Raw genomic sequence first — 24,500 nt, forward strand, 5'->3', positions numbered from 1 at the left:
ACATCCTCGCGGGCCATCGATCTCGGGGACATACGGGACGTCACGGCAGCCAGGGGTGCACGACCGCCTTGACCTGCTCCTGCCGATGCATCGCCGCGAGCGCGTCGGTCGCGCCCGACAGCCCGACCGGAGCGGCGAACAGCCGATCCCACGCGAACCGGTCACGGAAGTCGCGCAGGAACTCGACGGCCCGGTGGTAGTCGCCGACATCGCCGTTGAGCGAGCCGACGACGTTCAGTTCCTTGCCCATCACGGTCCCGAGCGGCAACCGCTCCGGGGTTGGACCGGTACTGCCGACGATCACGAACGTGCCGCCGAACGCGGCGAGATCGACCGCCTCCGCGCCCACCCCCGGCGCCCCGGCCAGGTCCAACACCAGGTCCGCGCCGCGCCCCCCGGTGGCCTCACGTACCGCCTCGCGCCGCTCGGCCGCGTCGACCGCCAGGCCCAGCGTCAGGTCCGCGCCGAACTCCCGGGCCAGGTCGAGCCGGGCCTCGGGCGCGCCGATCGTGATCACCGTCCGGGCCCCGCCCGCCCGCGCCATCGCCCCGGCCACGATGCCGAGCGCCCCGGCGCCCTGTACCACCACCGACGCCCCGGGCCGCACCCCGCCGGCCCGGTCGAACGCGTGCAGCACGGTCTTGACCGCGCATCCCGCGCACGCGGCCCAGGTGTCCGGCACGTCGTCCGGGATCACCACCTTCTCCGCGCGCGGCCCGACATAGGCGAACTCGGCCAACCCGGCCGTGGCGTAGGGCCATTGGTCCGCGCGCTGGCGGAACCCGTAGCCCCGGTCCACGCACCCCACCGGCCGGCGCAGCACCGTACAGGCGTAGCAGGTCCCGCACGTGGACTCGGACCAGCCGATCCGATCGCCCACCCGCAACACCCGGCCGAGCGCATCGGTGGCGCCCACCCCCACCGCCTCGACGGTGCCGGTCATCTCGTGGCCCAGCACCATCGGCAACATGCCCGGGAAGCTCATCGCGCCGCGCCACAGGTGCACGTCGGTGGCACACAGCGTGGCGCAGCCGATCCGGACCAACACCGCGCCGGGCTCGCAGCGTTCGGGCAGCCCGATCTCCTCCAGGGTCAGCGGTTCCTCGTGCACGCGCAACACCGCGGCGCGGGTGGAGCCGTCCGGGACGGCCCGGGTTCCCATGATCATCAACACTCTCCGGTTCTTTGTGTCGTCGACCGTGCGCGCCTCGGGTCCGGGTCGTCGACCGTGCGCGCATCGGCTCCGGGTCATCGGCTGTGCGCGGTGTCCCACACCTCGTGCCGGCTGCGCCACCACAGCAGCACCAGGATCACCAGGAAGGGAATGACGCCGCGGTATTCGCGCACCTCGCTCAACGAGGCGGAGACGCCTTCCAGGCAGCCGAGCAGCAGCCCGCCGCCCAGGGTCAGCGGCAGATTGCGGAACCCGCCGACCATGGCGACGGCGAGCGCGGTGACGATCAGCTTGCCCAGGGTAGAGAAGTCGCCGCCCAGACGCGGCGCGACCAGGATGATCACCAGCGCGGTCAGCGCGCCGATCGCCACCCACACCGCGGTGGCCAGGCGCGGCGCGGAGATGCCGACCACCTGGGCGGTGCCGGGCCGCTCGGACAACGCCTGCAGGCGCAGCCCGACCAGCGTCCGGCGCAACATCACCTCGACGCCGACGGTGATGGCCACCGCGAAGGCGAGCGAAACCACCACTGCCCAGGACACGACCACGTCGCCGATCCGGAACACCGCCCCGTCGAAGGGCGCGGGGAAGCGGCGCGCGCCGGTGGAGGTGGCGCCGAACAGCCGCAGGCCCACCGCCATCACCGCGACGTACACGGCCACCGTCACCGCGGCCTTGGTGCGCTCGTTGTGCTCGCCGAACCAGCGGATCAGCACCGCACCCAGCACGCCGGACAACGCCGCGCTGACCGCGACGCCCAGGAGCAGCGCCGGCCACACGTTCAGGCCGTCGTCGGTCAGCGACACCATGGTGAAGGCGCCCATCGCGCCGACCGCGGCCATCGCGAAGTTCACCACGGCCACGAGTCGGTAGGTCAACACCACGCACAGTCCCAGCAGGGCGTAGCCGCCGCCGCTGCTCAGGCCCGCGATCACAGAGTTCAGCATGTCGACACCTCGTTCTCGGGCGATCCGCGCGGCTACTTCTTGCCCGGCACGATGAAGCCTTCGGGCAGTACCTGCCACTTGCCGTCGACGGCCTTGACGAACCGGCTGCCCTGGACCGGGTTGTGCTTGTCGTCGGGGCCGAACACCCAGGGGGAGCCGACCATCGGGTAGTCGATCGGGCTCATCTTCTTGAACGCCTCGGTGACCGTCTTGCGGGTGATGTCGCCCTTCATGCCCTTGAGCACCTGGACGAAGACGTCGGCGGCCATTACCGCGCCCTGGCTGAACGCGGTGCGCTGGATGCCGCGCTTGTCCATCAGTTCGGCCCAGCGCGCGTTGCCCGGCAGGGTGGTGTCGGTGTACGGCTGCCATTCGGTGCCGACGTAGGCCCGCATGCCCGAGGGCACCAGCTTGGCGTTGGCGTCGGTGTAGCTGTTCGCGCCCATGATGAAGTCGACGTTTTGCATGCCCTGGGTCTGCGCCTGGGCGAACCAGGGGCCGACCTGCGCGTTGTAGAGCACGGCCTGGCAGCCGGCCTGCTTGGCGGCGATCAGGTGCGGGGTGGGGTCGCCTTCGCCGACGGCGGTGTCCTTGGCGGCGAGTTGTTTGCCGGTGAGGGTCTCCCACTCCTTGATCGCGTCGCTGATGCCGCCGCCGCTGCCGGGCAGGGTCGTGTAGTAGAGACAGACCTTGTCGTGGTGCAGCGTCTCGGAGGCGTAGTAGAGCATCGCGGTGAGCAGTTTGAACGGGCCGGGGTTGACCGGGGCGATGTCGGGGCTGTTGAAGCACGCGGGGTCGACGCCGACGGCCGGGATGGAGACGATCTTCGCGGTCTTGTACGCGGCGCGGTTGACCCCGCAGTCGACCGCGCTGGAGGAGCCGACCAGGGCGACCACGCCCTTGGACTGCACGAGTTCGACCTCGTTCTCCGTGGAGCGTTGCGGATTCATCGCGTCGTCTTTGCTGATCAGTTCGAGTTTGCGGCCGTTGATCCCACCGGCCGCGTTGACCTCGTCGAAGACGGCCTTGACCGCCTGCGGGACCTCGGGGGTCTGGAACAGCCCCGTGATTCCGTTGATCGAACCGACCTTGATGGCGCCTTTGGTGGAGCCGCCGTCGTTGCCGTCGTCGGCGGCGCAGGCCGTCGCGGCGAGGGTGAACGCGAGCGCGAGCACGGCCGCGGCCGGTCGGCGTACGAGGGAACGCTTCATGGGAACGTCCTTGTCTTCGTGGGGGGATGGATCGGCACGAAGGTCGATCCGGTCGAAGGCATGCCGGGGGGATCCGGGTCGGCGGCGCGAGCGGGCGCCGGCCCCGGGGGACGGTCGGGCGGTCGGGCGGTCGGGGTTCAGCCGGTCGGGGTGATGATCGCGGTCGCGGGGACCGCGCCGTCGGGGGTGTCGGAGCTGCCGAGGTAGGCGGCGGTGACCGCCGGGTCGCGCAGGACCTGTTCGGTGGGTCCGGCGGCGATCACGTGGCCGAAGTCCAGGACGGTGACTTCGCGGCACGCGACCCGCACCAGTTCCATGTCGTGTTCGACCAACAGGACGGACACGCCGTAGCGTTCGGGCACCCGGGCCAATCGTTCGGCCAGGCGCCGGGATTCGGCGGCGGACTGTCCGGCGGCGGGCTCGTCGAGCAGGGCCACCGCCGGTCGGGCGGCGATCGCGGCGGCGACGTCGAGTAGGCGCCGGGTGCCGGCGTCGACGATCGAGACGGGCAGGTCACCGACGGGACAGCCGAAGAATTCGAGCAGTTCGTCGGCCTCGGCCCGCTCCAGGCGGCGGCCGGCGCCGATGTCGAGGTATTCGTACTGGGTGAGTTCGGGTGCGATCAGTGTGGTCTGGAACGTGCGGCGCAGGCCACGTGCGGCGCGCACCTGCGGGGCGAGTCGGTCGATCGGCACGCCGTCGAGGCGGACCGTGCCGGGGAGGGTGCCGAGGAAGCCGCCGACGGCGGAGATGAAGGTGGACTTGCCCGCGCCGTTGGGGCCGATCAGGCCGACCACGGCGCCGGCGGGCACGGTGAGGTCGACCGCGTCGAGGGCGGTGACCGGGCCGTAGCGCACGGTCAGGCCGGTGACCTCGAGGGCGGGGCCGGTGCCGATGGGCCGGGCCGGGGCGCCGACCGTGCGCTCCGCGGGCGGGCCCGCGTCGGCCCGTTCCCGGTCGGCCGCGGGGGCGGCGTCGCGTTGTTTGCGGGCCTTGGCCAGGCGTTTGCGGTTGCGGGTGAAGTCGGTCTGGCTCATCCCGCTGCGCAGCGCGAAGATCGGCACGATGCCGAAGACGATGCCGCCGAGGTCCTGGGGCAGTCGGACCTTCTCCAGGATGGTGGCCATGGCGGCCCCGAACACCCCGCTCATCAGGGCGCCTTCGGGGTGGTGCGGGCCGATGAGGATGGCGATGGCGAACAGGGTGACGGATTGGCCCATGGCGAAGTTGCCGGCCACCACCAGGCCGAGTTGCCCGGCCATCAGGCCGCCGCCGACCCCGGCGACGAAGGCGCTGATCGCGAACGCGGCGAGTTTGCTGCGGGCCACCGAGATGCCGTGCGAGGCGGCCATGCGTTCGGAGTGGCGCAACTCCAGCCAGGATCGGCCGAGTCGGGTCTTGTCGAGAGCGGCGAGGGCGAGCGCGATCACGGTGAAGACGATCACCACGAGCACGAAGTAGTTCGCGTTGGTGCTGAAGGCGGCGGGCCGGGCCACGGTTTTCAGTTCCTCGGTGCCGGGGAACTGCTTGGCGCCCAGCACGATATCGGTGGACACCGCGGCGCCGAAGGTGATCACCGCGAGGTTGACGCCGCGTACCCGCAGCGCGGGCAGGCCGATCAGCATGCCGACCGGGGCGGCGGCGAGGCCGCCGAGGACCACCCACACGATCAGCCCGCCGGGGGCGTCGGCGAGGTTGAGCCGCATCACCACCCATGCGCCGATCGCGGCGAAGGAGAGTTGGCACAGGGACATCACGCCGGCACGGCCGACGATCACGCCGTAGCTCTGCATGACGACGGCGCCGATCACGCTGGTGATGGCGAGGTAGAGCCAGTAGGGCGACAGGATCGCGGGGACGGCGACGCAGGCCAGGGCGGCGAGCGCGATGCCGATCGCCGCGCGGCGCGGGTCGACCAGGTCCGAAAGGGTCTTCGCGGCCCGGGACTTCATCGGGTGCCACCGCCGATCGGGGTGTCGAGCGGGTGTGGGTCGAGGGCGCGGTCGGGGTCGGTGGGCGCCGGCCCGCCCGGGTCGGGTGTGGTCGAGCCGAAGTAGTACTCGTGCAGTAGCTCGTGCCGGCCGCGCAGGTCGGCGCAGGGTCCGTCGTGCACGATGCGGCCCTTGCGCAGCACGTAGGCGTGGGTGCCGACGTCGAGGGCGAGGTTGGCGAATTGCTCGATGAGCAGTACGGCCAGGCCGGCGGCGGCGAGTTCGCCGACCACGCGCATCAGCCGGCGCACGATCAGCGGGGCCAGGCCGAGCGACATCTCGTCGACCAGGACCACCTTGGGGTCGGTGACCAGGGCGCGGCCGAGTACGAGCATCTGCTGTTCGCCGCCGGAGAGGTGGCCGGCCTGGAGGGTGCGCCGGCGGGCCAGTTCGGGGAAGAGTCGGTAGACCTGTTCCGGATCGCCCGCGCCGGCCCGGGCGACCAGGAGGTTCTGTTCGACGGTGAGGGTGCGGAAGATGGTGCGGGCCTGTTCGACGTAGCCGACGCCGGCCCGGGCGCGTTTGTACACGGGCAGCTTCTGTACCGGGCGGCCGGCGAGTTCGATGGTGCCGGCGGTGGTGCGCACCAGGCCGGCGATGCCGTCCATGAGGGTGGTCTTGCCTGCGCCGTTGGCGCCCAGGAGCACGGTGACCGCGCCGGGGGCCACGTCCAGCGAGACCCCGCGCACCACGGGGATCTCGTCCCGGTCGATGTCCACCTCGCGCAGCCGCAACACGGGTTCGGCGCCGGCCGGGCTCTCGGTGCTCACCGCGCTCTCCCGTCGAACGTGTCCCGCAGCGCGCGGATCACCAGGTCGTGCGCGCGCCGTGCGTCGGTGAGGTCGGTGGCGAGCAGGCCGAAGAAGCCGTGGATGAGCCCGTCGAAGCGCACCACCTCGACCGGGGTGCCGGCCGCGGCCAGCGCCCGCGCGTACTCCTCGCCCTCGTCGCGGAGCACGTCGTATTCGGCGCCGAGCACCAGCGCCGGCGGCAGGCCGGAGAAGTCGTCGGCGCGCAGCGGCAGCAGGTACGGGTCGGTCAGGTCGGCGGCGTCGCGCGGGTACTGGGTGAAGAACCAGTCCATGCTCGCCTTGGACAGGAAGTAGCCGTCGGCGAAGTCCCGGTAGGAGGGCCGCCCGTCGTCGGGATGGCCGACCACGGGCGAGACCAGCACCTGGAGCGCGATCGGCGGGCCGGCCAGGTCCCGGCTCATCAGCGCGACCACCGCGGCCAGGTTGCCGCCGGCGCTCTCCCCGCCGACGGCGATCCGGTCGCCGTCCACGCATCGGCGCGCGCCGTCCTCGTGCAGCGCGCGGACCACGGCGTAGCAGTCCTCGGCGGCGGCCGGGTAGGGGTTCTCCGGGGCCAGCCGGTAGTCGACCGAGACCACGACCGTCGCGGCGCCGGCGCACACGGTGCGGCAGGCGTACTCGTTCTCGTCCAGACAGCCGATGGTCCAGCCGCCGCCGTGAAACCAGACGAGCGCGGGGAAGGGACCGGCTCCCTCGGGGGTGTAGATCCGGACCGGGATGTCGCCGCCGGGCCCGGGAATCGTGGTGTCCTCGACGGCGCCGACCGCCGGCAGGTCGGCCGGCATGGTCCAGGTCTGCGCGAAGCCCTCGCGCATGGCCTGTGCGTCGAGGGCGAGGGGGGCGGGGCCGGATTCGCCGATCCGAGTGCGCTCGATGATCTGCTGGGCTTCCGGATGCAAGGGCACCGTATGCCTCCCAATCGACTCGCAAATCGTATCTGATTGCGTGTACGGTATGGGCTCTCGCAGGGCCTGTCCAGATCCCAGGAGGAATTAAGGTGCGCAACCGCGAATCGTGGAACGCCCGCCGCCCGGCCGCCCCCGCCGGCGACGCGCCCGCCGACCTGGTCCTGACCGGCGGACGGGTACACGTCTTCGACGAGGGCGACCACCTCGCGCAGGCGATCGCGGTGCGGGCCGGGCGGATCGTCCGGGTCGGCCACGACCACGAGGTCGCCCCGCTGATCGGACCGGGCACCCGGGAGATCCCGCTGCGCGGGCGCGCAGTGCTCCCCGGCATCAACGACTCGCACCTGCACGGGGTCTGGCTCGGCGCGATGTGGCCGCACCTGCTGATGGACGCGCTCACCGCCGGCGCTGCCGACGCCGCGCCGCCGGCCGCGCCCGTGCTGCGCACCTCGGCCGACCGCCGCGCCGCCATCCTGCGCACCCGCGACCTGCTGGCCGCGCTCGGCGTCACCAGCTACACCGAACCCGGCCTGGGCCCGGGCGAGGACGACGGCGACACGGGCTGCTTCGGCTCCGCCGCGCTTGCCGACTACGCGCAACTGGCCGCCGAGGGCGAACTCGCGGCCCGGGTCACCGCGTTGCTCCTGTTCGGCGAGTTGGACGGCCCCGGCTCGGCCGATGCCTTCACCGCCGGGCTGCGCGAATTCGCCGCCCCCGCCGAGGTGCCGGGCTGGTTCCGGGTGGCCGGCGTGAAGATCTTCGCGGACGGCATCCCGCCGATGCGCAGCGCCTGGGTGTGCGAGCCCTACCCCGACGGTACGCACGGCGCGCTGCTGATCGACGGCGACTCGGCCGCGCAGCGGCTGCGCCGGCTGACCGGGATGATCCGCGCCGCGCATGCGGCCGGGCACCAGATCGGCGTGCACTCCACGGGCGACCGCACCTCCGCCGCCGTGGTCTCCGCCCTCGGCGCGGCGCAGGCCGACGATCCCCGGCCTGCCCGGCACTACCTCATCCACGGCGACCTGCTGCCGCCGGCGACGCTCGCCGAGATGGCCGCGGCCGGCATCGGCCTGAACACCCAGCCCGGCATCGCGGTGGCGACGCGCCCCCTGCTGCACGACACGCTCGGCGCGCACACCCTGGCCCGGATGTGTCCCACCCGCGACGCGCTCGACGCGGGCGTCGACGTCTGCCTCAGCTCCGACTCCCCCGTGCTGACCCCGGACTGGCGCCGCGGGGTGGTCGCGGCGGTGACCCGCACCGGCGTCGACGGCTCGGTCTGCGGCGTCGACCAACGCCTTGCCGTGCGCGAGGCGTTGCAGGCGTACACGGTCGCCCCCGCCCGCCAGGACGGCGCCGAGTCGTGGAAGGGCTCGTTGGAACCGGGCAAGGTCGCCGACCTGTGCGTACTGGCCGCCGACCCGCTGCGGGTCGAGGTCGAGGCGCTGCCGCAGGTCCCGGTCGAACTGACGGTGGTGGATGGGCGGGTGGTGTACGAGGCGGCGGGTCGGGGGTGAGCGGCCGGCCGCGGCCCCTCGTGCGAAGATCACGGTGATCGAGAACGGCCACCGTGGAGGACGACAATGTTCGCGATATCGCTGGGCGACGGTGCCGAGCTGCGCCCGCTGGAGCCGTGGCGGGCCGAGGAGTTCCTGGCCCACATGGATCGCGGCCGGGAGTTCGTCGGCCGGCACATCGGCCTGGCCGACGCCACCGCCGACCTCGCCGGCGCGCGGGCATGGCTCCAGTCGTACGCCGACAAGGCCGTCACGGACACCGGCCGGCTGTACGGCATCTGGCTGGACGGCCTTCTCGTCGGCGGCGTGCTCTTCCGGACCTTCGACGCGATCGCCCGCACCTGTGAGGCCGGTTGCTGGCTGGAGCCGGCCGCCGCCGGGCACGGTCTGGCCACGCGCGGATCGCGGGTGATCATCGACTGGGCGATCCGCGAGCGCGGCATCCACCGCGTCGAGTGGCAGGTGTCCGACCGCAACGCGCCGAGCATCAACGTGGCCAAACGACTCGGCATGACCCGCGAGGGTCTGCTCCGGCAGAACTACCTCTACCGCGGCGCATGGCAGAACACCGAGGTCTGGTCCGTACTCGCGCACGAATGGCTCGCCGCGAACGCCCTCGCCTGACCGGAACACCCGAGCCCGCACCGGGGTGCCCCGCGTCGCCGCGACCGACCGGGGCACCCGAACCGGCGGGCGTACCCGGCTCGTTCGGGCTCAGCCGCCGGCCTCCGCCTCCACCGGGCCGTAGTACCCGTCGCCCGCGAACAGCACCCGCACCGGTTGCCCGGCCACCGAATCCGGAACCCGCAGCACCGCCTCGCCCCGTGCCCCGGTCATGACCCGCGCGACCTCCCCGCCGGCGCCGAGCAGGACCACGTCCACCTCGAACAGCGGCGCCCCGCACGCGTCCCGGAGCACCACCGCCACGGTGCCCGCATCCCGTGCGGTCACCGCCAGGTCGGGCTCGCGGTTCGCACACAGGTCCCGGGTGAAGTCGCCGACCTCGAACAACTCCGCGCCGCCGAACCCGCCGCCGAACCAACCGATCCCGCCGTTCCCGCGCACCACCGGCCGATAGTGCCCGCGGTCGCCGAGCACCGCGAGCAGCAGGTCCCGGTCCCCGTTGGCGACACCGAGCAGCAGGTACTGCGCGCCGGACGCCCGCAACCGGCGGGTGAAGTCCGCGACGTCGCGGGGCTCGCCCAGGTTGGTGATCCGCCGCTGTCCGCGCTCGCCCATGATCAGGTGCAGGAAGTCCGCCCGGGTGAAGTCGGTGAAGGCGATCGTGCGGCCGTCGGGCACCCGGTCGAGCCCGGCGTAGGCGGCCGTGGGCAGGATCCGCCGGTCCCGGTCCGGATCCCGCATCAGCTCCACGGCCTCCCGCACGTTCGCCCGATGCGCCCCGAAGCGGTCCCCCGTCCAGGTGTTGGTCGGCTGCGTCGCCCACCACATGGACACCGCCGTGGTCCCCACGAACACCGCCGCGAGCAGCCCCGCGACCGCCCGCCGCGCCGACATCGGCACCGCCATCCGTCCCCCGCGCGCCCGGTCGGAGCGTTCCGCCAGCGCCGTCAGCACCACCGCAAGGCCCACACAGCCCAGGGCCGGCACGATCAACTGGTAGCGCGCCCACCACGGCGCCGGCGACGCGATCCCCCACACGATGACCGGAAGCACCAGCCCCCACAGCAGATCGAAGCGCCGCCGAACCCCGAACAACACCAGGCCCACCACCAGGACCGGCAGCAGCAAGTAGATCCACTGCAACCCGAACCCGCCCGGCTGCTGGTCGTACGTATAGGCGAACCGCTCCCGATCCAGCAACCACGAGTGCCACGTGGCCCGCGCCTTCCCCTCCCCGATCACCAGCGGCGAGATGGTGGTCCGGATGATCAACTCGTCGACGGTGCCCCTGCCCGGGAAGCCGAACATGCTGAACGGGTAGAACGGATTGCCGTAGCGAATCCAGGTACGCAGATACCAATAGCCGCCCAGTGCCGTCATCGCCAGGCCGAGCAGCGCCACATTGGGCATGGCCGCCCGGACCAGCGCGGCGACATCCCCGCGCAGCCCGGCGACCCGACCGCGCGGCGGCCCCGACGGCGCGCCCCGGCGCACGTCGGCAAGCACGTACCCGGTCTGCACCACGACCAGCACGCCGACCATCGCGGCGGTCAACAGGTTCGACGACTTGACCCCGACGGCCACCCCGAGCGCGATCGCGATCCACCACACCTGGCGGCGCAGCGCGCGCGGCGGGTCCACGCCGCGCGTGATCGCCGCCACCACCGTCGAGCGCAAACCGAGCGTCAGGTGCAGGGCGGCGAGGGCGGTGGCCGTCGTCGCGAAGTCGACGTAGGTGGTCGACGCCTCCAGGAATACCGCCGGAACGGCGAGGATCCCGAGTCCGGCGAGCGTCGCGTGTGCGCGCCGGGCGCCCGCGGTGCGGGCGATCCCGGCGGTGGCGACCGCACCCAGGGCCAGGAAGGGCAGCCCGGACGCCCAGCCCAGGCGGGTGTCGCCGAGGAACGCGCCGGTGAACCCGGTGAGCAGTTCCTGGCCCTGCGGATACACGTCGGCCCACAACACCTGTGGGGTGTGGCCGACATACCCTTGCTGGAGCCAGATCGCCGGCCCGGGCAGGTGGTACCACAGCCCGTCGTAGTCGAGCGGACCAAGGAACACGGCCAGCGCGCCCCGCCAGCAGTACTGCGCGACCACGAGCACCGCCACCACCACGACCGCCGGATGCCGCCACGACCGCCGCACCCGGGGGGCGAGCGCGCGGACCAGGTCCCGGCCCCGCCGGCGCTCCCCGTCGACGCGGGCCCGCCGGGTCGCCGCGATCTCCACCACCGCGACCACGAGGGCGGCGACGAACAGGGGGACCGCGTGCAGTCTGCGCAGCAGGGCGCCGACCAGCATGGTCAGTGCGGACAGTTGGGCCGTGGTCAGCAACAGCCACAGCAGCACGACGTCCACCGCGCGGCGCATCCCGCTCGCGCACGCCAGGTGCCCGCACCCGGCGAGCGTGGCGGCGAGGGCGATCACCAGGGCTGCGGCGTTCACCGCAGGCCCGGGGTCGCGTCACGACGGACGTCGGCCGGGAGGGGAGCGGTCACGGTCGCCGGAGCGGAAGCGGTGACGGTCACCGGAGCCGGAGCGGTATCGGTCGCCGCGCGGAAGACCCACGTGCGGTAGCCCCAGAAGCGGAACCCCGTGGCCAGGCCCATCCCGATCACATTGCCGGAAAGGTTGTCCGCGAGCAGGCTGTCGAAGCCCAGGACGTGCCGCGACACCCACAGGCAGCCGACCTGGATGACCAGACCGCCCAGGCTCCAGCCGATGAACAACAATAGTTGCCGACCCGAGTCGTGCGCGGCGCCCGACGCGGTGCGCTCGCGGTAGGTCCACCGCCGGTTGCCCAGGTAGGCGACCATCGTGGCGACACTCAGCGAGAGCAGCTTCGCGGGCAGAGCGGAAACGTCCAGGAGCGCGCGCAGGACGTTGAACAGGACGACGTCGACGCTGTAGCCGACCCCGCCCACCACCGCGAACCGCGATATCTCGGGGACGAATCTGCGCAGGTGCTTCGGCGATGCGGGAAGGATCATGAGCGGCCTCGTCAACCTCGGGAAGTCGGATGCGGGGGCGCCGGCCGCGGACCGCGGCGTCTTCGGGTGTCGGCGGCCGGTTCGGCGGTACGGACGGCCGGGGCCGGCACCGATCGCCGGGCGGCACGCCGTTTCGGGCAGCGCGGAACCCACCCCCGGCGCCGGGTCGGCGTCGGGGGCAACGCGGAATGTCGTATGGGCGGTTCGGTGGTCAGCGCGCGGGTCGGGGACCGGCGTACGTGCTCAGCGGGCGTCCCAGCGCGGCGAGGCCGCGATCACCTTCAGCACTTCCGAGTCCAACTCCGGTGCGTCCACGGCGAGTTCGCCGTAGGACGTGGTGGACTTGGCGGGCGGCGCGTCCACCTCGAACCGGATGCGCAGGCCGTGCGGCCGGTACGCGGTCAGACTCAGCGGCACGACCCGCCCGTCCACGTTCCGCTTGAGATCGACCACGGCCGGGTTCCCGTCGGACAGGGTCACCTCCCCGCAGGTCCACTGCAGCGGGCCGGTCGGGCAACCCTGCCCCTCGCCGGGGGGAGTCGGGTCGACACGGGCGGTCAACAGGTGCCGGCCGCCGCCGGCCTGCACGACGAACTCGCCGCTGCGCGAGTCCCCGTCGCGGGACAGCAGCTGAACCTGCCCCGGCAAGAGTGCCGGAACCAGGCCCAGCACCTGCTCCGCGGCCGTCGGCTCCACGGCGATCACGGGTGCCCAGACCGGGCTGCGGGCGATCTCGGTGATCTGTTGGATGCTCATGGTCGGCACGCCCGCCGGCTCTCCGGCGTCGTCGTACGCGCCGGAGAGGCGGACCCCGACCATCGCCCCGTCGGCTCGGGTGTGTACGACGCTCCACTCCGCGTCCGGACTCCCGGGCTCCTTCGTGGACTTGCGTACGGTCAGTGCGCCGCCCTCGGGCTGCAGCACCCGGACGCATTCGCTATCCGGGCGAACTCCCGTGCAGTAGGCATAACTTCCCAGCTCGGTACGGCTGCCGGGCACCGGTCGGGAGATCGACACGATCAGCGACGACTTGCCCGCGGCCGTGGCATACGTCCCGAAGACCTGTGCCTCGGTCCGGAGCACCTTGGGCGCGTCGGCCTCGAAACGGCTTTCCGCATCGGTCAGCACCCCTTCCGGGGGCAGCGCCTTCGTCAGGTACGGCACCAGGTCCCGGCGCACGTCGGCCGCCGAGGGCAACCGGGTCCGGTCGGCCGCATCCGACGACGAAAGCCCGAACCCGCCGTCCGTCGCGGCCCATCCCCCGATGCTCGCCGCCACCAGCACGAACGCCAGTGCGGACCGACGCAGGGTCCGGGCCCGCCGGCGCTGCCGACCCCGGGCGAGCGACCGCGCCACCAGGTCGGAACTGGGCGCGGGGAAGTCCTCGACGGCGGAGCCGAGCGCCGCGGGCAGGTCACGCTCGTACCGCTCGAAGTCCTCGTCGGTGAGCACGGCCATCATGTCCTTTCGATCGCGATCGCCGGGGTTGGGGGAAGCGGTCGGGTCGGTCAGCATGTCGCCGCCAGGTCCCGCAGTTCGTTTCCGAGCAGCGCCCGCAGGCGAGTCAGCGCCCGCTTGGCGCGGACCGGGACGTTGCCGGGCGCGATGCGCAGGATGTCGGCGGTGTCCTTGATCGAGTAGTCCTCCCAGTAGCGCAGCACCAGCACCGCCCGATCGTTCGGGGACAGCCGGTCCAGGCCCTCCAGGAGGGTCAGCCGCAGTTCGATGTCGCTCCCGTCGGGCGACTGCCGGTCCGGCACGTCGCCGGCGGGCCGCTCCGACCAGCGCCGGAGGCGGCGGGCGGACAGGTACGTCCGTACCAGCGTGGTGTGCGCGTAGGCCATGGGCGCGTCCATGGCCCGCACCCGACGCCACACCGGGAACAACTTTCCGAAGGTCTCCTGGACCAGATCCTCGGCGAGATGCCAGTCTCCCGTGAGCAGGCAGGCGGTACGCAGCAGCTGTCCGCTGCGTGCGTGCGCGAACTCCTCGAAATCCGCGGCCATGCTTCTCGACATGGAGCCTCCGTACTTTGGCGTCGCACGAGTAACGCCACGACCCGCGGGTTACATGACACCCTCGCCGAAGATTTTTTCGACGGGTGTCGGCCGCGGCTCCCGGGGGCTCCGATCCGCCCCGCGCCGGGACGCCGAGCGGAGGCAACGATCCGGATCAACCCGGATGTACGGTGATCATCCGGGCTCCGCCCGATGCAGGGCGTACCGCAGTGCGTGGACCAGCGCACCCGCGTCGACGGACGGGTCCAGGTACCCGAGCGGCGCGAGGTGGTCGGCGGCGAACGGATGGGGAGCGGACACGGGGGCGACGGGTTCCGGGGCCGGCACGGCCTGCGGATCCAGGCGGGCCAGGGTGTCCTCGATGGCGTCGATGAGGCTGCTGAGCGCCTCGTCCAGCGGTGCCGGTGCGGTCATGGACGGTTAACGAGTGCCGGGTTCACCCGAAACGGCGTACCGCCCGGAGCCATCCGATCGACTGCTTTCCCGTCACTCCCACGGTGCCGCTCCCCGGGCGGACCCGCGCCCGGGCCGAGGCCGGAGCGCGGCAGGGGCGCGGGTCCCACGTCGCGCCCCTGCCGGGTGCGGCGGGTTTATCGGGCCCGGTTGTCGGGGGACTCGTACCGGGCGTCGGTGGCGCTTGTGCCACCGACCGTTTGCCGTTCAGGAGGATGTCGTGACCATCGCCCCCGGGAAACTGTCGGATCCCATCGTCGGAGCCTTCGTCTCCGCCGTGAACGCACACGACAAGGCCGCCTTCGTGGCATTGATGGCGCCCGGGGCGACCATGTCCGACGACGGGACGGATCGTGACGTCGACGACTGGGTGGATCGGGAGATCTTCTCGTCGAACGGGCACATGAACGTGCGCTCCGAGTCCGACGGCGGACGATCGCTCGTCGTCGACTACCGCAACGACACCTCGGGCGAGATGCGCACCACCTGGCGCTTCACGGTCGAGGACGGTCTGATCACGCGCTTCGAAACGGGCCAGGCGTAACGGCCCGAGCCCCACACGACGACGGCCCGCGCGGTCACCCCGCTCGACCGGCCAGTTCCCGGAACCAGCGCAGCGCGGCGGCCGTGCCCAGCCGATTCGAGCCGGCGTGGTCGACATCCGCCCCGAAGCGGGTCACCCGGACGTCCACGCCCTTGGCCCGCATCGCCGCCCGGCAGTGCGCGGTGTTCGCGGGCGCCGCCTCGTCGTCCCCGGCCGCCACGTACAGCCGGACCGGCACCCGGGGCCGCCAGTCGGTGCACACCGCGTCGGTCTCCCGCAACGCGGCGGCCAGTGCCCCGGTGGGTCGGGTGAGCAGCGCCCGGCCCTCTTCGGTCAGCAGTTCGTCGAGGGAGTCCGGGGTCGCCTTCAGGATCTCCTCGTCCCGGTGCGAGCCGTCGAGCAGACCCTCGATGGTGTCCGCGTACCGCTTCCGGAAGACGTCCGCCGGGGTGTCGTAGATGTGGTGCAGACGGTTGTAGGCGACCAGGAGCAGGGCGCTGTAGAGCACGCTCGGCTTGTCGGCCAACTCGCGACCGAGCAGCGCGGGCAGTTGCACACCGCCGAAGTCGTACGCACCGCTGATCGGGGCGATCGCGCCGATGCGGAACCACGGATCGGCGCCGGATTGCAGCGCCCGGGCCAGCCCCAGCGCGGCCGACGCGCCTTGCGAGAAGCCGCTGACGTACACCTCGCGCGCCGTCGTGTGCCCGTGCCGGCCGATGAACTCGCGGGCCGCGCGCAGCAGATCGAGCGACGCGGTGGTCTCCGACGGGATGTCCATCCAGGGGTGCGGGCCGGGCCCCTCGCCCTGGCCGAGATAGTCCGGCATGGTGACCGCGAATCCGGCCGAGGCGTAGGTCAGCGCCGGGGCGATGCCCCAGGTCTCGTCGCTGGTCGACGGCGCGTCGCCGCGGTACAGCTCGGTGCCGTGCGTGTACGACACCACGCGCAGCCGCCGCTCGCCGTGGACCGGCAGCGCGAGCAGGCCGGTCGCGGTGCTGGGGCGCCCGTGCGCGTCGACGGTGCGGTAGACGAGGCGGCGCAGTACGACGTCGTCGTGTATCGCGCCGGCGTCCCATCCGTCGTCGGCGAGCGCCCGCGCGGCCTCGGCGGCGGACACGGTGCGCAGGTCCACGACGTCCACGAGCGTGCCGCGTCCGCGCGCGTCGGCGGCGGCGACGGTGTCCGGCGCAGCGAGGGTGTCGGCCCGGGCGCCGCCGGCGAGGGGGACCACGAACAGCCCGGCGAGGGCGAGGCCGACCACGATCCGGCGACCGGTGGACCGGACGAACAGCGGCCGGGCGGACAGCGGCCGGGCGAAAGGGGGCTTGGCGGAACGGGCCTCGGCGAACAAAGACTTGGCGAACGTGGGCTTGGCGATTCGAGGCGTGGCGAACGGAGACTTGGCGAACCGGGACTGGGCACCGTCGTGCGATGCCGTGCGCTTCTTGGTCATGTCCCGACGGTAGATTTCCCGAACTCGCCCTGGCAGCCGGTCGGCCGGGGGTCGCCACGGCGGCATCCCCGGCGCCGGACACCCCGGCGAACCCCCGGCGCCGACCCCGGGGCGCGCCGGGTGGACGCGGCGCGGATCCTCGGTCCGCACCCACGCGGGCACACCCGACACGCCGCCGTCCCCCGACGCCTCCCCCGATCCGCGATGCGGCGCTGCTGGAATGGGTAGGACACCGCACGGCACGAGCCGAGCCGAATCCGCGCCGAATCCCCCAGGGAAGTGCCCCATGACCACGGCCCCCCACCCGCCCCGCGACCCGGCGCCGATCGCCCGCGCCGGTCGGGCTCCCGGTGCCTGGCCCGTGGCCGGGCACCTCCCGCACCTGCTCCGCGCGCCGCTGCGCTTCCTCGACTCGCTGCCCGCGCATGGGGACCTGGTCGAGATCCGCCTGGGCCCGCGCCCCGCGTTCGTCCTGTGCCACCCCGAAATCGCCCGCCAAGTGACGAGCGACGGCCGCACGTTCGACCGCGTCGGCCCGCTCTACGAGGGCTCCCGCGCCGCCCTCGGCAACGGCCTCGCCACCTGCCCGCACGCCGACCACCGCCGCCAACGCCTGCTGATGCAACCGGCGTTCCGTACCGAGCACCTGCCCGGCTACGCGGCGGCGATGGGGCATGAGATCGGCGCCGCGCTGGACCGGTGGCGGCCGGGCACGACCGTGGACATGGTCGACGAGATGTTCGCGCTCACCACGACGGTGGCCGTCCGCACCCTGTTCGGCTCGGGCATCGACGACCGCGACATCGCCGAACTGCGCGACAGCCTGGACACGTTCCTCAAAGGCGTCTACCTGCGCGCCCTGCTTCCCGCCGTCGACGCGGTGCCGACCCCGAGCAGCCGCCGCTACCGCCGGGGCCTGGCCGGCTGGCGCGCCCACGTGGCGCGCATCGTGGCCGACCGCCGGGCCGACGGCGCGGCCGGCCGCGATCTGCTCGCCCGCCTGCTCGCCGCCCGGGACGACGACGGCGGCGCGCTCGGCGAGAGCGAACTGCACGACCAGGTGGCGGTGTTGATCCTGGCCGGCGCCGAAACCACCTCCTCCGCGCTGGCCTGGTCCCTGCACCTGATCGCCGGCCACCCCGACGCGGAGCGCGCCCTGCACGCCGAGGTCGACGCCGTCCTCGACGGGCGCGTCGCCGGCCCCGACGACCTGCCCCGCCTGGCATGGACCGGCCGGGTCGTGCGCGAGGCGCTGCGCCTGTACCCGCCCGCCTGGGTGCTCCCCCGCACCACCACCCGCGCGGTCGACCTCGCCGGCCGCCGACTCCCCGTCGGCAGCACCCTCGTGTTCAGCCCGTACATCCTGCACCGGCACCCGGACTTCCACCCGGAGCCCGAACTCTTCCGCCCCGAACGCGAGTACGCCGACGGCACCGCTCCCGGCGCCTGGTCGCGGTCCGCGTTCGTGCCCTTCGGCGCCGGCCCCACCAAGTGCATCGGCGACACCTTCGCGCTCACCGAGAGCGTCCTGGCCCTGGCCTCCATCGCCGCCCGCTGGCGACTGCGCCCGGCCTCCGCCACGCCGGTTCGCGCCGTCCCGCGCAGCGTGCTGACCCCGCGCACCCTTCCGATGCGCCTGATCTCCCGCTGACCCGCGCCGCTCAGACCCCCTTCGCGACGCGCTCGCCCATCGGCCCGAAAATCACCGCCCAGTTGCCCGGGAACGCCGGCACCGCCGCGGACAGATGGAAGCGCACGACCGTGCACTCGTCCGCCCCGGCCCCGCCTCCCCGGATCGCCTCCAGGCAGTGGTCGACGCAGTCGTTGACGTCGTCCTCGTCGAACCCGAGCCGCTCGTATGCCTCCCGCACCTCCGCCGGCAACGACCGCGACTCGTCCCACCCGGCGACCGCGTCGAACAGATAGAGCAGGTGGCTCCCGGGTTCGGGCAGTTCGGCCCGCAGCCGCGCCGTGTCGAACTCCCGGTGCACGTCGTCCGGGACCAGGCCGGACAGCGTCACCGCCGCGTCCACCAGCTCGGCCCAGTAGGCCGCGTCGTGCTCGCCGTCGGTCTGCCGCAGATACGCGCTCGCGAACGCCGCCATGACCTGCGGGTCCTCGATCAGCGGCGAGACGACCATGTCGCTCTGGTAGTCGAAGCCGAACCAGAGCCGGCGCCCGTCGAGCACGAGCGATTCGATCCCGGCCACATGGCCGACCCGTCCGGGCAGGGGCTCGGGGCATTGCGTGGAGGTGATGTCCATGCCGCAGACCGTACCGGCGCTCCCCGACGCCGGCCCGGACCTCCCCCACGCACCCTGACCCCCGCCGGGTGATCCCGGTCACCGACGGCGCCCGGGGCTGGACGCGGCGGCTGTTTTGTGCGCCGTCGCGGGCGTGCGAGAGTGGTTCACGGAGCCCGAACCGGCTCCCGGACGAGGCACGCCGTACCCGGTCAGGACAAGACGGTGTCAGGGAGTGCTCGTCATGGCCTGGATCGTGCTGATCGTCTCCGGTGTCCTGGAAGCCGTCTGGGCGACGGCCCTCGGCAAGTCCGCCGGCTTCACCCGCCTGTGGCCGACCGTCGTCTTCGGCGTCGCGCTGACCGCCAGCATGAGCGGCCTCGCCTACGCGCTGCGCGATCTGCCGGTGGGCACGGGGTACGCCGTGTGGGTGGGCATTGGCGCGGTCCTGACCGTCACCTACGCGATGGTCTTCGACGGCGAGGCGTTCTCCGTCGTCAAGCTGCTCCTGCTCGCGGGCATCGTCGGCAGCGTGGTGGGCCTCAAGGTCCTGCACTAGCTAGCGCGTGTTCACCGACAGGCCCGGCGCCGGACATCCGCTACGGACGTCCGGCGCCCTCGGGCGGTCCGGAGCGCCGGCCTCAGTCGATCTGTAGTTCGCCCATCGCGCTCCACCCGCTCGCGTCCGGGATCACCGTGCTGACGATCTCGGGCGTGTGCCGAATCAGCGGCCGGAACCGCTCCAGCGCGTCCCTGAAGTGGTCGGAGTTCACGTGCGCGGCGGCCGCGTCGTCCCGGAACGCCTCGACCAGGACGTATGTGCTCGGATCGTCGAGACTGCGCGACCACTCGAACCACAGGTTGCCCGGCTCACCCCGCGTGGCCTCGGTAAACGCCGCGGCGTGTTGCGGCCAATCCTCGGCGTGCTCGGGCTTCACCGGGAACTTCACCACGATAAAAATCATTCGGTAACTCTAAGTCGTCGCCCTTGCCGTGGACACCGGCGCCGCGAGCAGTTGGCCCGTTCGGGGGCCGGCCGTCGGATCGCTCATGCCGCGCCATTCGGTGGCGACGATGTACAGAGTGCGCCCGTCGGCGTCGAGCACGCAGGAGAAGCAGCCCCGGTCCAGGTCGAGCGTCGCCGTCACCTCGCCGCCCTCCCGGACCCGGACGCACCGTTTGTTCGGGACGTCCGCGTACCAGACGGCCCCTTGCGCATCGAGGCAGATCCCGTCCGGGACGCCCGTGCCGAGGTCGGCCCACACCCGGCGGCGCGACAGGCCGCCGTCGGCGTCGATGTCGAAGGCGGTGAGGCGGTTGGCGTAGGACTCGGCGACGATCAGCGTCGTGTCGCCGGGGGTCACGGCCATGCCGTTGGGGAATTCGACGCCGCCCGCGACCCGGCGTACCGACCCGTCCGCGGTGATCACCGCGACAAACCCCGGGCGCGGCGCCTCCCCGGTCATCGGGTCGAAGTCGGCGCCGTTGACGAACACGTTGCCTCGTCCGTCCGCGACGATCTCGTTGAACCCGCCGCCGACCGTGCTCAGATCCGCGTACGTCGCGAACGTACCGTCCGGCTCCGGCGTCACCACCCGCGCCTCGCTCGACGAGACGATCAACAATCGCCCGTCCACGGCCCGGTCGAAACACATCGGCAGGGACGGGAACGGCACCCGCACGACCACCTCGCCGACCCCCTCCGGATCGACCGCAATGATCTCGCCCGTACCCCAGTCGGCGAACCACGCCCGCCCGGCGTGCCATCGCGCGGACTCGCCGAAAACAATGCCCTCTCGCAGAACCGTGCTCTCGGACATCGCACACACCCTTCTCGACACCACGCTCGAAACCGTTGTCGGCCCCGATGCCTGTTCCCACCCCTTTCCCGATGGACCCTCGCGGGCGGCGGAACTCATCGCCCGCGTCGCATCGCCCCACTACCCGACGAACCGAACCTCCGGATACGCCCTCGGCGGTCGGTCGAGCAGATCCCCCAACCGGCCGCGCAGGTGCCGGTCGCGGAAGGCCCGCACATAGGCACGGGTGACCCTCGACACCTTATATAACAAAACAATAACGGGTCCGGACCAGAAGTTCTCCCGTTGTTCAACCGGCCGACCGCCGCCCGTGGATGGCCGAACCCCCGCCCGTTGCATCGTGGTTCCCGCACGCTCCCGCAGGACTCCGACGCCCACCGCAACTCGGGCCGACGGTCCGGCGGTTCGATATGTCCACCGGTCTCGCTCGACGCCGGTGGCACTCGACGAAACACAGCCGGGCCGATCACGAGAACGTGATCGGCCCGGCGGGTCCGCGGCGGATTGCGCCCGCCTCGGACCGACCCCACTCCGGTTCATCCACCGAGGGAGTTATTGCAGTGTACGGATCCATCCGCGCCCGGCGCGGCCTCGCGGCGACCGCGGTCGCCGCGTTCGCCGTCCCGCTCGCCCTGGCCGGCGCCGCACTCGCCGCGTCCCCCGCCGCCGGCGACTCGACGCCGCCGTTGCCCAACGGCACCAAGAAGGCGAAGACGCTGGTCATCGGCATCGACGGACTGCGCTTCGACAAGCTGCAGAGCGGTGACGCGCCCAACCTGAAGGCGCTCATGGCCGGCGGTGTCAGCGCGCCGAGCAACCTGTACGCACAGCCGTTCGCGCCCACCGTCTCCGGCCCCGGCTGGTCGACCATCGCCACCGGCGTCTGGCCCGACAAGCACGGCGTGCACGACAACACGTTCGCGGGTTCCCGGTACGACAAGTACCCCGACTTCGCGACCCGTCTGGAGACCGCCGACCCGACCGCTTCGACCCTCGTGGTCGGCGCGTGGGGGCCGATCGCGTCCACGATCTTCTCGCCGAAGGTCGACGTGCGCGTGCCCACCGACGAGAACGACGACGTCGCCGCCGACACCACCGCGCGGTACCTGTCCACGGGCAATCCGGACACCACGTTCATGCACCTGGACGCGGTCGACGGCGCCGGCCACAACAACGGCGGCACCAGCCCCGAATACGCCAAGGCCGTCAAGGACGCCGACACGCGCGTGGGCAAGGTGCTGGACGCGCTGCGCGCCCGTCCGACGTACGCCCAGGAGGACTGGCTGGTCCTGGTCACCGCCGACCACGGCCACACCGACTCCGGCGGCCACGGCGGCGCGACGCCGCAGGAGCGGCAGACCTTCGTCATCGCCAACGGCGCCGGGCTGCCCGCCGGCACCGTGCGTTACGACGTGCGCCTGGTCGACATCGCGCCGACCGTGCTCAAGCACGAGGGCGTCCGCATCGACCCCGCGTGGGGCCTGGACGGGCAGCCGATCGACGAGATCGAGCCGGACGCCTTCGACACGCTGCGGCCGACCCTGTCCGAGCGGGTCGACGAGGCCGGCATCCCCACCGGCATCAAGGGCTTCACGCACACCGCGCCCGAGGGCTGGTCCATCGACAACTCCGCGATGCCCACCGGCGGGGTGACCGAGTGGCGCGGCTGGTCGTTCGCCACCGACGAGTTCTTCACCCGCGCCGAGGGCGGCCAAGCCCGCGAGGGCAACGTGCGCAGCCGCAACGTGTTCGCCGTCGCCGACTCCGACGAGTGGGACGACAAGGCGCACGCGGCGGGCCGGTTCGACTCGACGCTCGTCTCCCCGGCCTACCCGGTCCAGGGCAAGGCGAAGGTCGACCTGAGCTACGTCACCGACTACCAGGTGGACGGCCCGCAGACGGGCGACGTGTACGTGTCCTGGGACGGCGGCGAGGCCAAGCTCGTCAAGTCCTACCGCACGGACACCAACCAGGTCGAACGCCTCACCCTCGACGTGCCGGACGGCGCCAAGACCGCACAGGTCCGCTTCCGCTACACCGGCACCAACAGCCGCTTCTGGGCCGTCGACCAGGTCGCGCTCACCGCGAGCGGCGGCACCACTCCCGGCGGCGACCCGCTGTCCGGCAGCCAGATCATCACCACCACGGTCGCGAGCACCGGCGCCCTGACCATGACCTCGGCCGGCGGTACGGTGACCCTGCCCGCGCCCGAACTCACCGCCTCCGGCGACCGGCTGGCCACCTCCGGCGCGCTGAACACCGTGCAGGTCACCGACCTGCGCGCGGCGGACCCGGGCTGGAACGTCAGTGGCCAGATCACCGACTTCACCACCGCCCAGGGCGGCCCCGGCTTCGACGGCTCGGCCCTCGGCTGGACTCCGAAGGTGGTCAAGGCCGGCGACGGCCAGCAGGTCACGGCCGGTACCCCGATCGCCCCGGCGACCGACGGCGGCATCAAGACCACCCGCACCCTCGGCAGCGCCGAAGCGGGCCACGGCCGAGGCACCGCGGTCCTGGGCGCCGACCTGAGCCTGAACCTGCCCACCACCACGGCCCCCGGCACCTACAGCGCCACCCTGACGGTCACCGCGATCTGACGGCGAGCCCCGACCACACCACGGGCGGCGCGGGGACACACCGACCCCCGCGCCGCCTGTGGGCCCCGAACGGAACCCCATGCCCCACCCCCCGACCCGCCGCTTCCGCCGAGCCGGCACCACCCTTGCCGGCATCGCCGCGACCCTCGCCTGCCTGTTCAGCGCCTGCCTGTTCACCACCACCGCCGCCGCCACGGCGGCGCCCGCGCCCGCCGACGCCGTACCCCCGCCCGCCACCTGGTCCGTCCAGCCCTCCACCGAGCACGGGCCCGACGACCGGCCGGCGTTCCGGTACGCCCTGGCCCCCGGCGCCCGCCAGGTCGACTACGTCGCCGTCACCAACGTCGGCGACGAACCCCTCACCGTCGACCTCTACGCGCAGGACGCCTTCACCACCGCCTCCGGCGGCTTCGACCTCCTCGCCGCCGGCCGCCCCGCCGCCGACGTCGGCGCGTGGATCCGCCTCAAGGAGAGCCGGATCACCGTGCCGCCGCACGCCCGCAGCGACGTGCCGTTCGAACTCGCCGTCCCCGCCGACGCCTCCCCCGGCGACCACGCGGGCGGCATCGTCGCCTCCCTCGCCGGTCCCGGCCGGGACCGGGCCGGCAACCGGGTCGTGGTCGACCGCCGCGTCGGCACCCGCATGTACCTGCGCGTCGACGGCCCGCTGCGTCCCGCGCTCACCTCCGGCGGCCTCAGCGCGAGCCTGCGCACCTCGCTCGACCCACGCGACGGCGCCCTGAACGTCACCTACACCGTCCGGAACAGCGGCAACATCCGCCTGGGCGCCCGCCCCGACCTGACCGTCCGCGGCCCCTGGGGCCTGACCGGCACCCACCGAAAACTGGGCCCGCTCCCGGAGTTGCTGCCCGGCGCCTCGCTCACCCGAACCGTGCGCGTATCCGGCGTCACCCAGGCCTTCCGCCTGGACGTCGACCTCGCCCTGCACCCGACACCCGTCCCCGGCGGCTCCCCCGACACGGGCCCGACCACCCACGCCCACACCACCGTTCGCGCCATCCCCTGGAGCGCGATGGCCACCGCGGCGGCCCTGCTCGCGCTGATCACCGCCCGGCTCCTGCATCGCCGCCGGCGCCGCGGGTCCACCCGTCCGACCGAAAAGGCCTCCCCACCAGCAACACCCCACCCCCATCCGGAACATCAACCCATCGCGTAATGTCCCCAGGGCCGC

22 protein-coding genes and 1 riboswitch are annotated in these 24,500 nt (G+C 72.7%); of the genes, 7 read left to right on the plus strand and 15 right to left on the minus strand.

Annotated elements, in window-relative coordinates; all coding sequences use genetic code 11:
- Positions 1-40 precede the first annotated feature (40 nt).
- From ACFXKZ_RS21790 to ACFXKZ_RS21815, 6 genes are all read right to left on the minus strand, one after another.
- Complete coding sequence (locus ACFXKZ_RS21790) at positions 41-1,168, minus strand: zinc-binding dehydrogenase (protein WP_380002560.1); 1,128 nt, start codon at positions 1,166-1,168, stop codon at positions 41-43.
- 80 nt (positions 1,169-1,248) lie between these two features.
- Positions 1,249-2,121 carry a branched-chain amino acid ABC transporter permease gene (locus ACFXKZ_RS21795; RefSeq protein WP_380002561.1) on the minus strand — a complete coding sequence of 291 codons (873 nt, stop codon included), beginning with the start codon at positions 2,119-2,121 and terminating at the stop codon, positions 1,249-1,251.
- Between the two features lie 32 nt (positions 2,122-2,153).
- Positions 2,154-3,332, minus strand: a complete 1,179-nt coding sequence (locus ACFXKZ_RS21800) for an ABC transporter substrate-binding protein (RefSeq protein ID WP_380002563.1) — start codon at positions 3,330-3,332, stop codon at positions 2,154-2,156.
- Positions 3,333-3,469: 137 nt separating this feature from the next.
- The gene (locus tag ACFXKZ_RS21805; RefSeq protein ID WP_380002564.1) at positions 3,470-5,284 is read right to left on the minus strand and encodes an ATP-binding cassette domain-containing protein; all 1,815 of its coding nucleotides are present in this window, start codon (positions 5,282-5,284) and stop codon (positions 3,470-3,472) included.
- Positions 5,281-6,093, minus strand: a complete 813-nt coding sequence (locus tag ACFXKZ_RS21810) for an ABC transporter ATP-binding protein (RefSeq protein WP_380002565.1) — start codon at positions 6,091-6,093, stop codon at positions 5,281-5,283. Before ACFXKZ_RS21810 ends, ACFXKZ_RS21805 begins: the two co-directional genes overlap by 4 nt.
- On the minus strand, positions 6,090-7,040 hold the full coding sequence (locus ACFXKZ_RS21815) for an alpha/beta hydrolase (protein WP_380002566.1): 951 nt from the start codon (positions 7,038-7,040) through the stop codon (positions 6,090-6,092). The genes ACFXKZ_RS21810 and ACFXKZ_RS21815 overlap by 4 nt, the downstream gene beginning before the upstream one ends.
- A 92-nt stretch (positions 7,041-7,132) precedes the next feature.
- Between ACFXKZ_RS21815 and ACFXKZ_RS21820 the strand changes: the two genes are divergently transcribed.
- Positions 7,133-8,563, plus strand: a complete 1,431-nt coding sequence (locus ACFXKZ_RS21820; RefSeq protein ID WP_380002567.1) for an amidohydrolase — start codon at positions 7,133-7,135, stop codon at positions 8,561-8,563.
- A gap of 66 nt (positions 8,564-8,629) precedes the next feature.
- Entirely contained in the window at positions 8,630-9,187 is a 558-nt protein-coding gene (locus tag ACFXKZ_RS21825) for a GNAT family N-acetyltransferase (RefSeq protein WP_380002568.1), read from the plus strand.
- Positions 9,188-9,277: 90 nt separating this feature from the next.
- Here ACFXKZ_RS21825 and ACFXKZ_RS21830 read toward each other — a convergent pair whose 3' ends face one another.
- From ACFXKZ_RS21830 to ACFXKZ_RS21850, 5 genes are all read right to left on the minus strand, one after another.
- Positions 9,278-11,632, minus strand: a complete 2,355-nt coding sequence (locus ACFXKZ_RS21830) for a hypothetical protein (RefSeq protein WP_380002569.1) — start codon at positions 11,630-11,632, stop codon at positions 9,278-9,280.
- Positions 11,629-12,177: a GtrA family protein gene (locus tag ACFXKZ_RS21835; RefSeq protein ID WP_380002570.1), complete on the minus strand. Its 549-nt coding sequence runs from the start codon at positions 12,175-12,177 to the stop codon at positions 11,629-11,631. The genes ACFXKZ_RS21830 and ACFXKZ_RS21835 overlap by 4 nt, the downstream gene beginning before the upstream one ends.
- Before the next feature lie 243 nt (positions 12,178-12,420).
- Positions 12,421-13,692 (minus strand): hypothetical protein, encoded by a 1,272-nt coding sequence (locus ACFXKZ_RS21840; RefSeq protein WP_380002571.1) that lies wholly within the window; start codon positions 13,690-13,692, stop codon positions 12,421-12,423.
- On the minus strand, positions 13,686-14,195 hold the full coding sequence (locus ACFXKZ_RS21845; RefSeq protein WP_380002572.1) for a SigE family RNA polymerase sigma factor: 510 nt from the start codon (positions 14,193-14,195) through the stop codon (positions 13,686-13,688). The genes ACFXKZ_RS21840 and ACFXKZ_RS21845 overlap by 7 nt, the downstream gene beginning before the upstream one ends.
- A 174-nt stretch (positions 14,196-14,369) precedes the next feature.
- The gene (locus ACFXKZ_RS21850; RefSeq protein WP_380002573.1) at positions 14,370-14,609 is read right to left on the minus strand and encodes a hypothetical protein; all 240 of its coding nucleotides are present in this window, start codon (positions 14,607-14,609) and stop codon (positions 14,370-14,372) included.
- 259 nt (positions 14,610-14,868) lie between these two features.
- Between ACFXKZ_RS21850 and ACFXKZ_RS21855 the strand changes: the two genes are divergently transcribed.
- On the plus strand, positions 14,869-15,192 hold the full coding sequence (locus tag ACFXKZ_RS21855) for a nuclear transport factor 2 family protein (RefSeq protein WP_380002574.1): 324 nt from the start codon (positions 14,869-14,871) through the stop codon (positions 15,190-15,192).
- 34 nt (positions 15,193-15,226) lie between these two features.
- On the opposite strand, the gene ACFXKZ_RS21860 is transcribed toward ACFXKZ_RS21855, so the two are convergent.
- Positions 15,227-16,648, minus strand: a complete 1,422-nt coding sequence (locus ACFXKZ_RS21860; protein ID WP_380002576.1) for an alpha/beta hydrolase family protein — start codon at positions 16,646-16,648, stop codon at positions 15,227-15,229.
- A gap of 286 nt (positions 16,649-16,934) precedes the next feature.
- Between ACFXKZ_RS21860 and ACFXKZ_RS21865 the strand changes: the two genes are divergently transcribed.
- Positions 16,935-18,299: a cytochrome P450 gene (locus tag ACFXKZ_RS21865; protein ID WP_380002578.1), complete on the plus strand. Its 1,365-nt coding sequence runs from the start codon at positions 16,935-16,937 to the stop codon at positions 18,297-18,299.
- Positions 18,300-18,309: 10 nt separating this feature from the next.
- Here ACFXKZ_RS21865 and ACFXKZ_RS21870 read toward each other — a convergent pair whose 3' ends face one another.
- Positions 18,310-18,912, minus strand: coding sequence for a hypothetical protein (locus ACFXKZ_RS21870; protein WP_380002580.1), 603 nt, complete (start codon positions 18,910-18,912; stop codon positions 18,310-18,312).
- 148 nt (positions 18,913-19,060) lie between these two features.
- Positions 19,061-19,123: riboswitch (guanidine-III (ykkC-III) riboswitch) on the plus strand.
- 12 nt (positions 19,124-19,135) lie between these two features.
- Between ACFXKZ_RS21870 and ACFXKZ_RS21875 the strand changes: the two genes are divergently transcribed.
- Positions 19,136-19,450: a multidrug efflux SMR transporter gene (locus tag ACFXKZ_RS21875; protein WP_078981618.1), complete on the plus strand. Its 315-nt coding sequence runs from the start codon at positions 19,136-19,138 to the stop codon at positions 19,448-19,450.
- A gap of 82 nt (positions 19,451-19,532) precedes the next feature.
- Here the strand turns inward: ACFXKZ_RS21875 and ACFXKZ_RS21880 are convergent, their stop codons facing one another.
- Positions 19,533-19,856, minus strand: a complete 324-nt coding sequence (locus tag ACFXKZ_RS21880; protein ID WP_380002581.1) for a putative quinol monooxygenase — start codon at positions 19,854-19,856, stop codon at positions 19,533-19,535.
- Positions 19,857-19,865: 9 nt separating this feature from the next.
- On the minus strand, positions 19,866-20,711 hold the full coding sequence (locus ACFXKZ_RS21885) for an SMP-30/gluconolactonase/LRE family protein (protein ID WP_380002582.1): 846 nt from the start codon (positions 20,709-20,711) through the stop codon (positions 19,866-19,868).
- 560 nt (positions 20,712-21,271) lie between these two features.
- On the opposite strand from ACFXKZ_RS21885, the gene ACFXKZ_RS21890 reads away from it, so the two are divergent.
- Both ACFXKZ_RS21890 and ACFXKZ_RS21895 read left to right on the plus strand, forming a co-directional pair.
- Entirely contained in the window at positions 21,272-23,308 is a 2,037-nt protein-coding gene (locus ACFXKZ_RS21890) for an alkaline phosphatase family protein (protein WP_380002583.1), read from the plus strand.
- A 79-nt stretch (positions 23,309-23,387) separates the two neighbouring features.
- Entirely contained in the window at positions 23,388-24,485 is a 1,098-nt protein-coding gene (locus tag ACFXKZ_RS21895; RefSeq protein WP_380002584.1) for a WxL protein peptidoglycan domain-containing protein, read from the plus strand.
- Positions 24,486-24,500 lie beyond the last annotated feature (15 nt).

It is taken from the genome of Embleya sp. NPDC059237 (assembly GCF_042754105.1).
Taxonomy (GTDB): Bacteria; Actinomycetota; Actinomycetes; order Streptomycetales; family Streptomycetaceae; genus Embleya.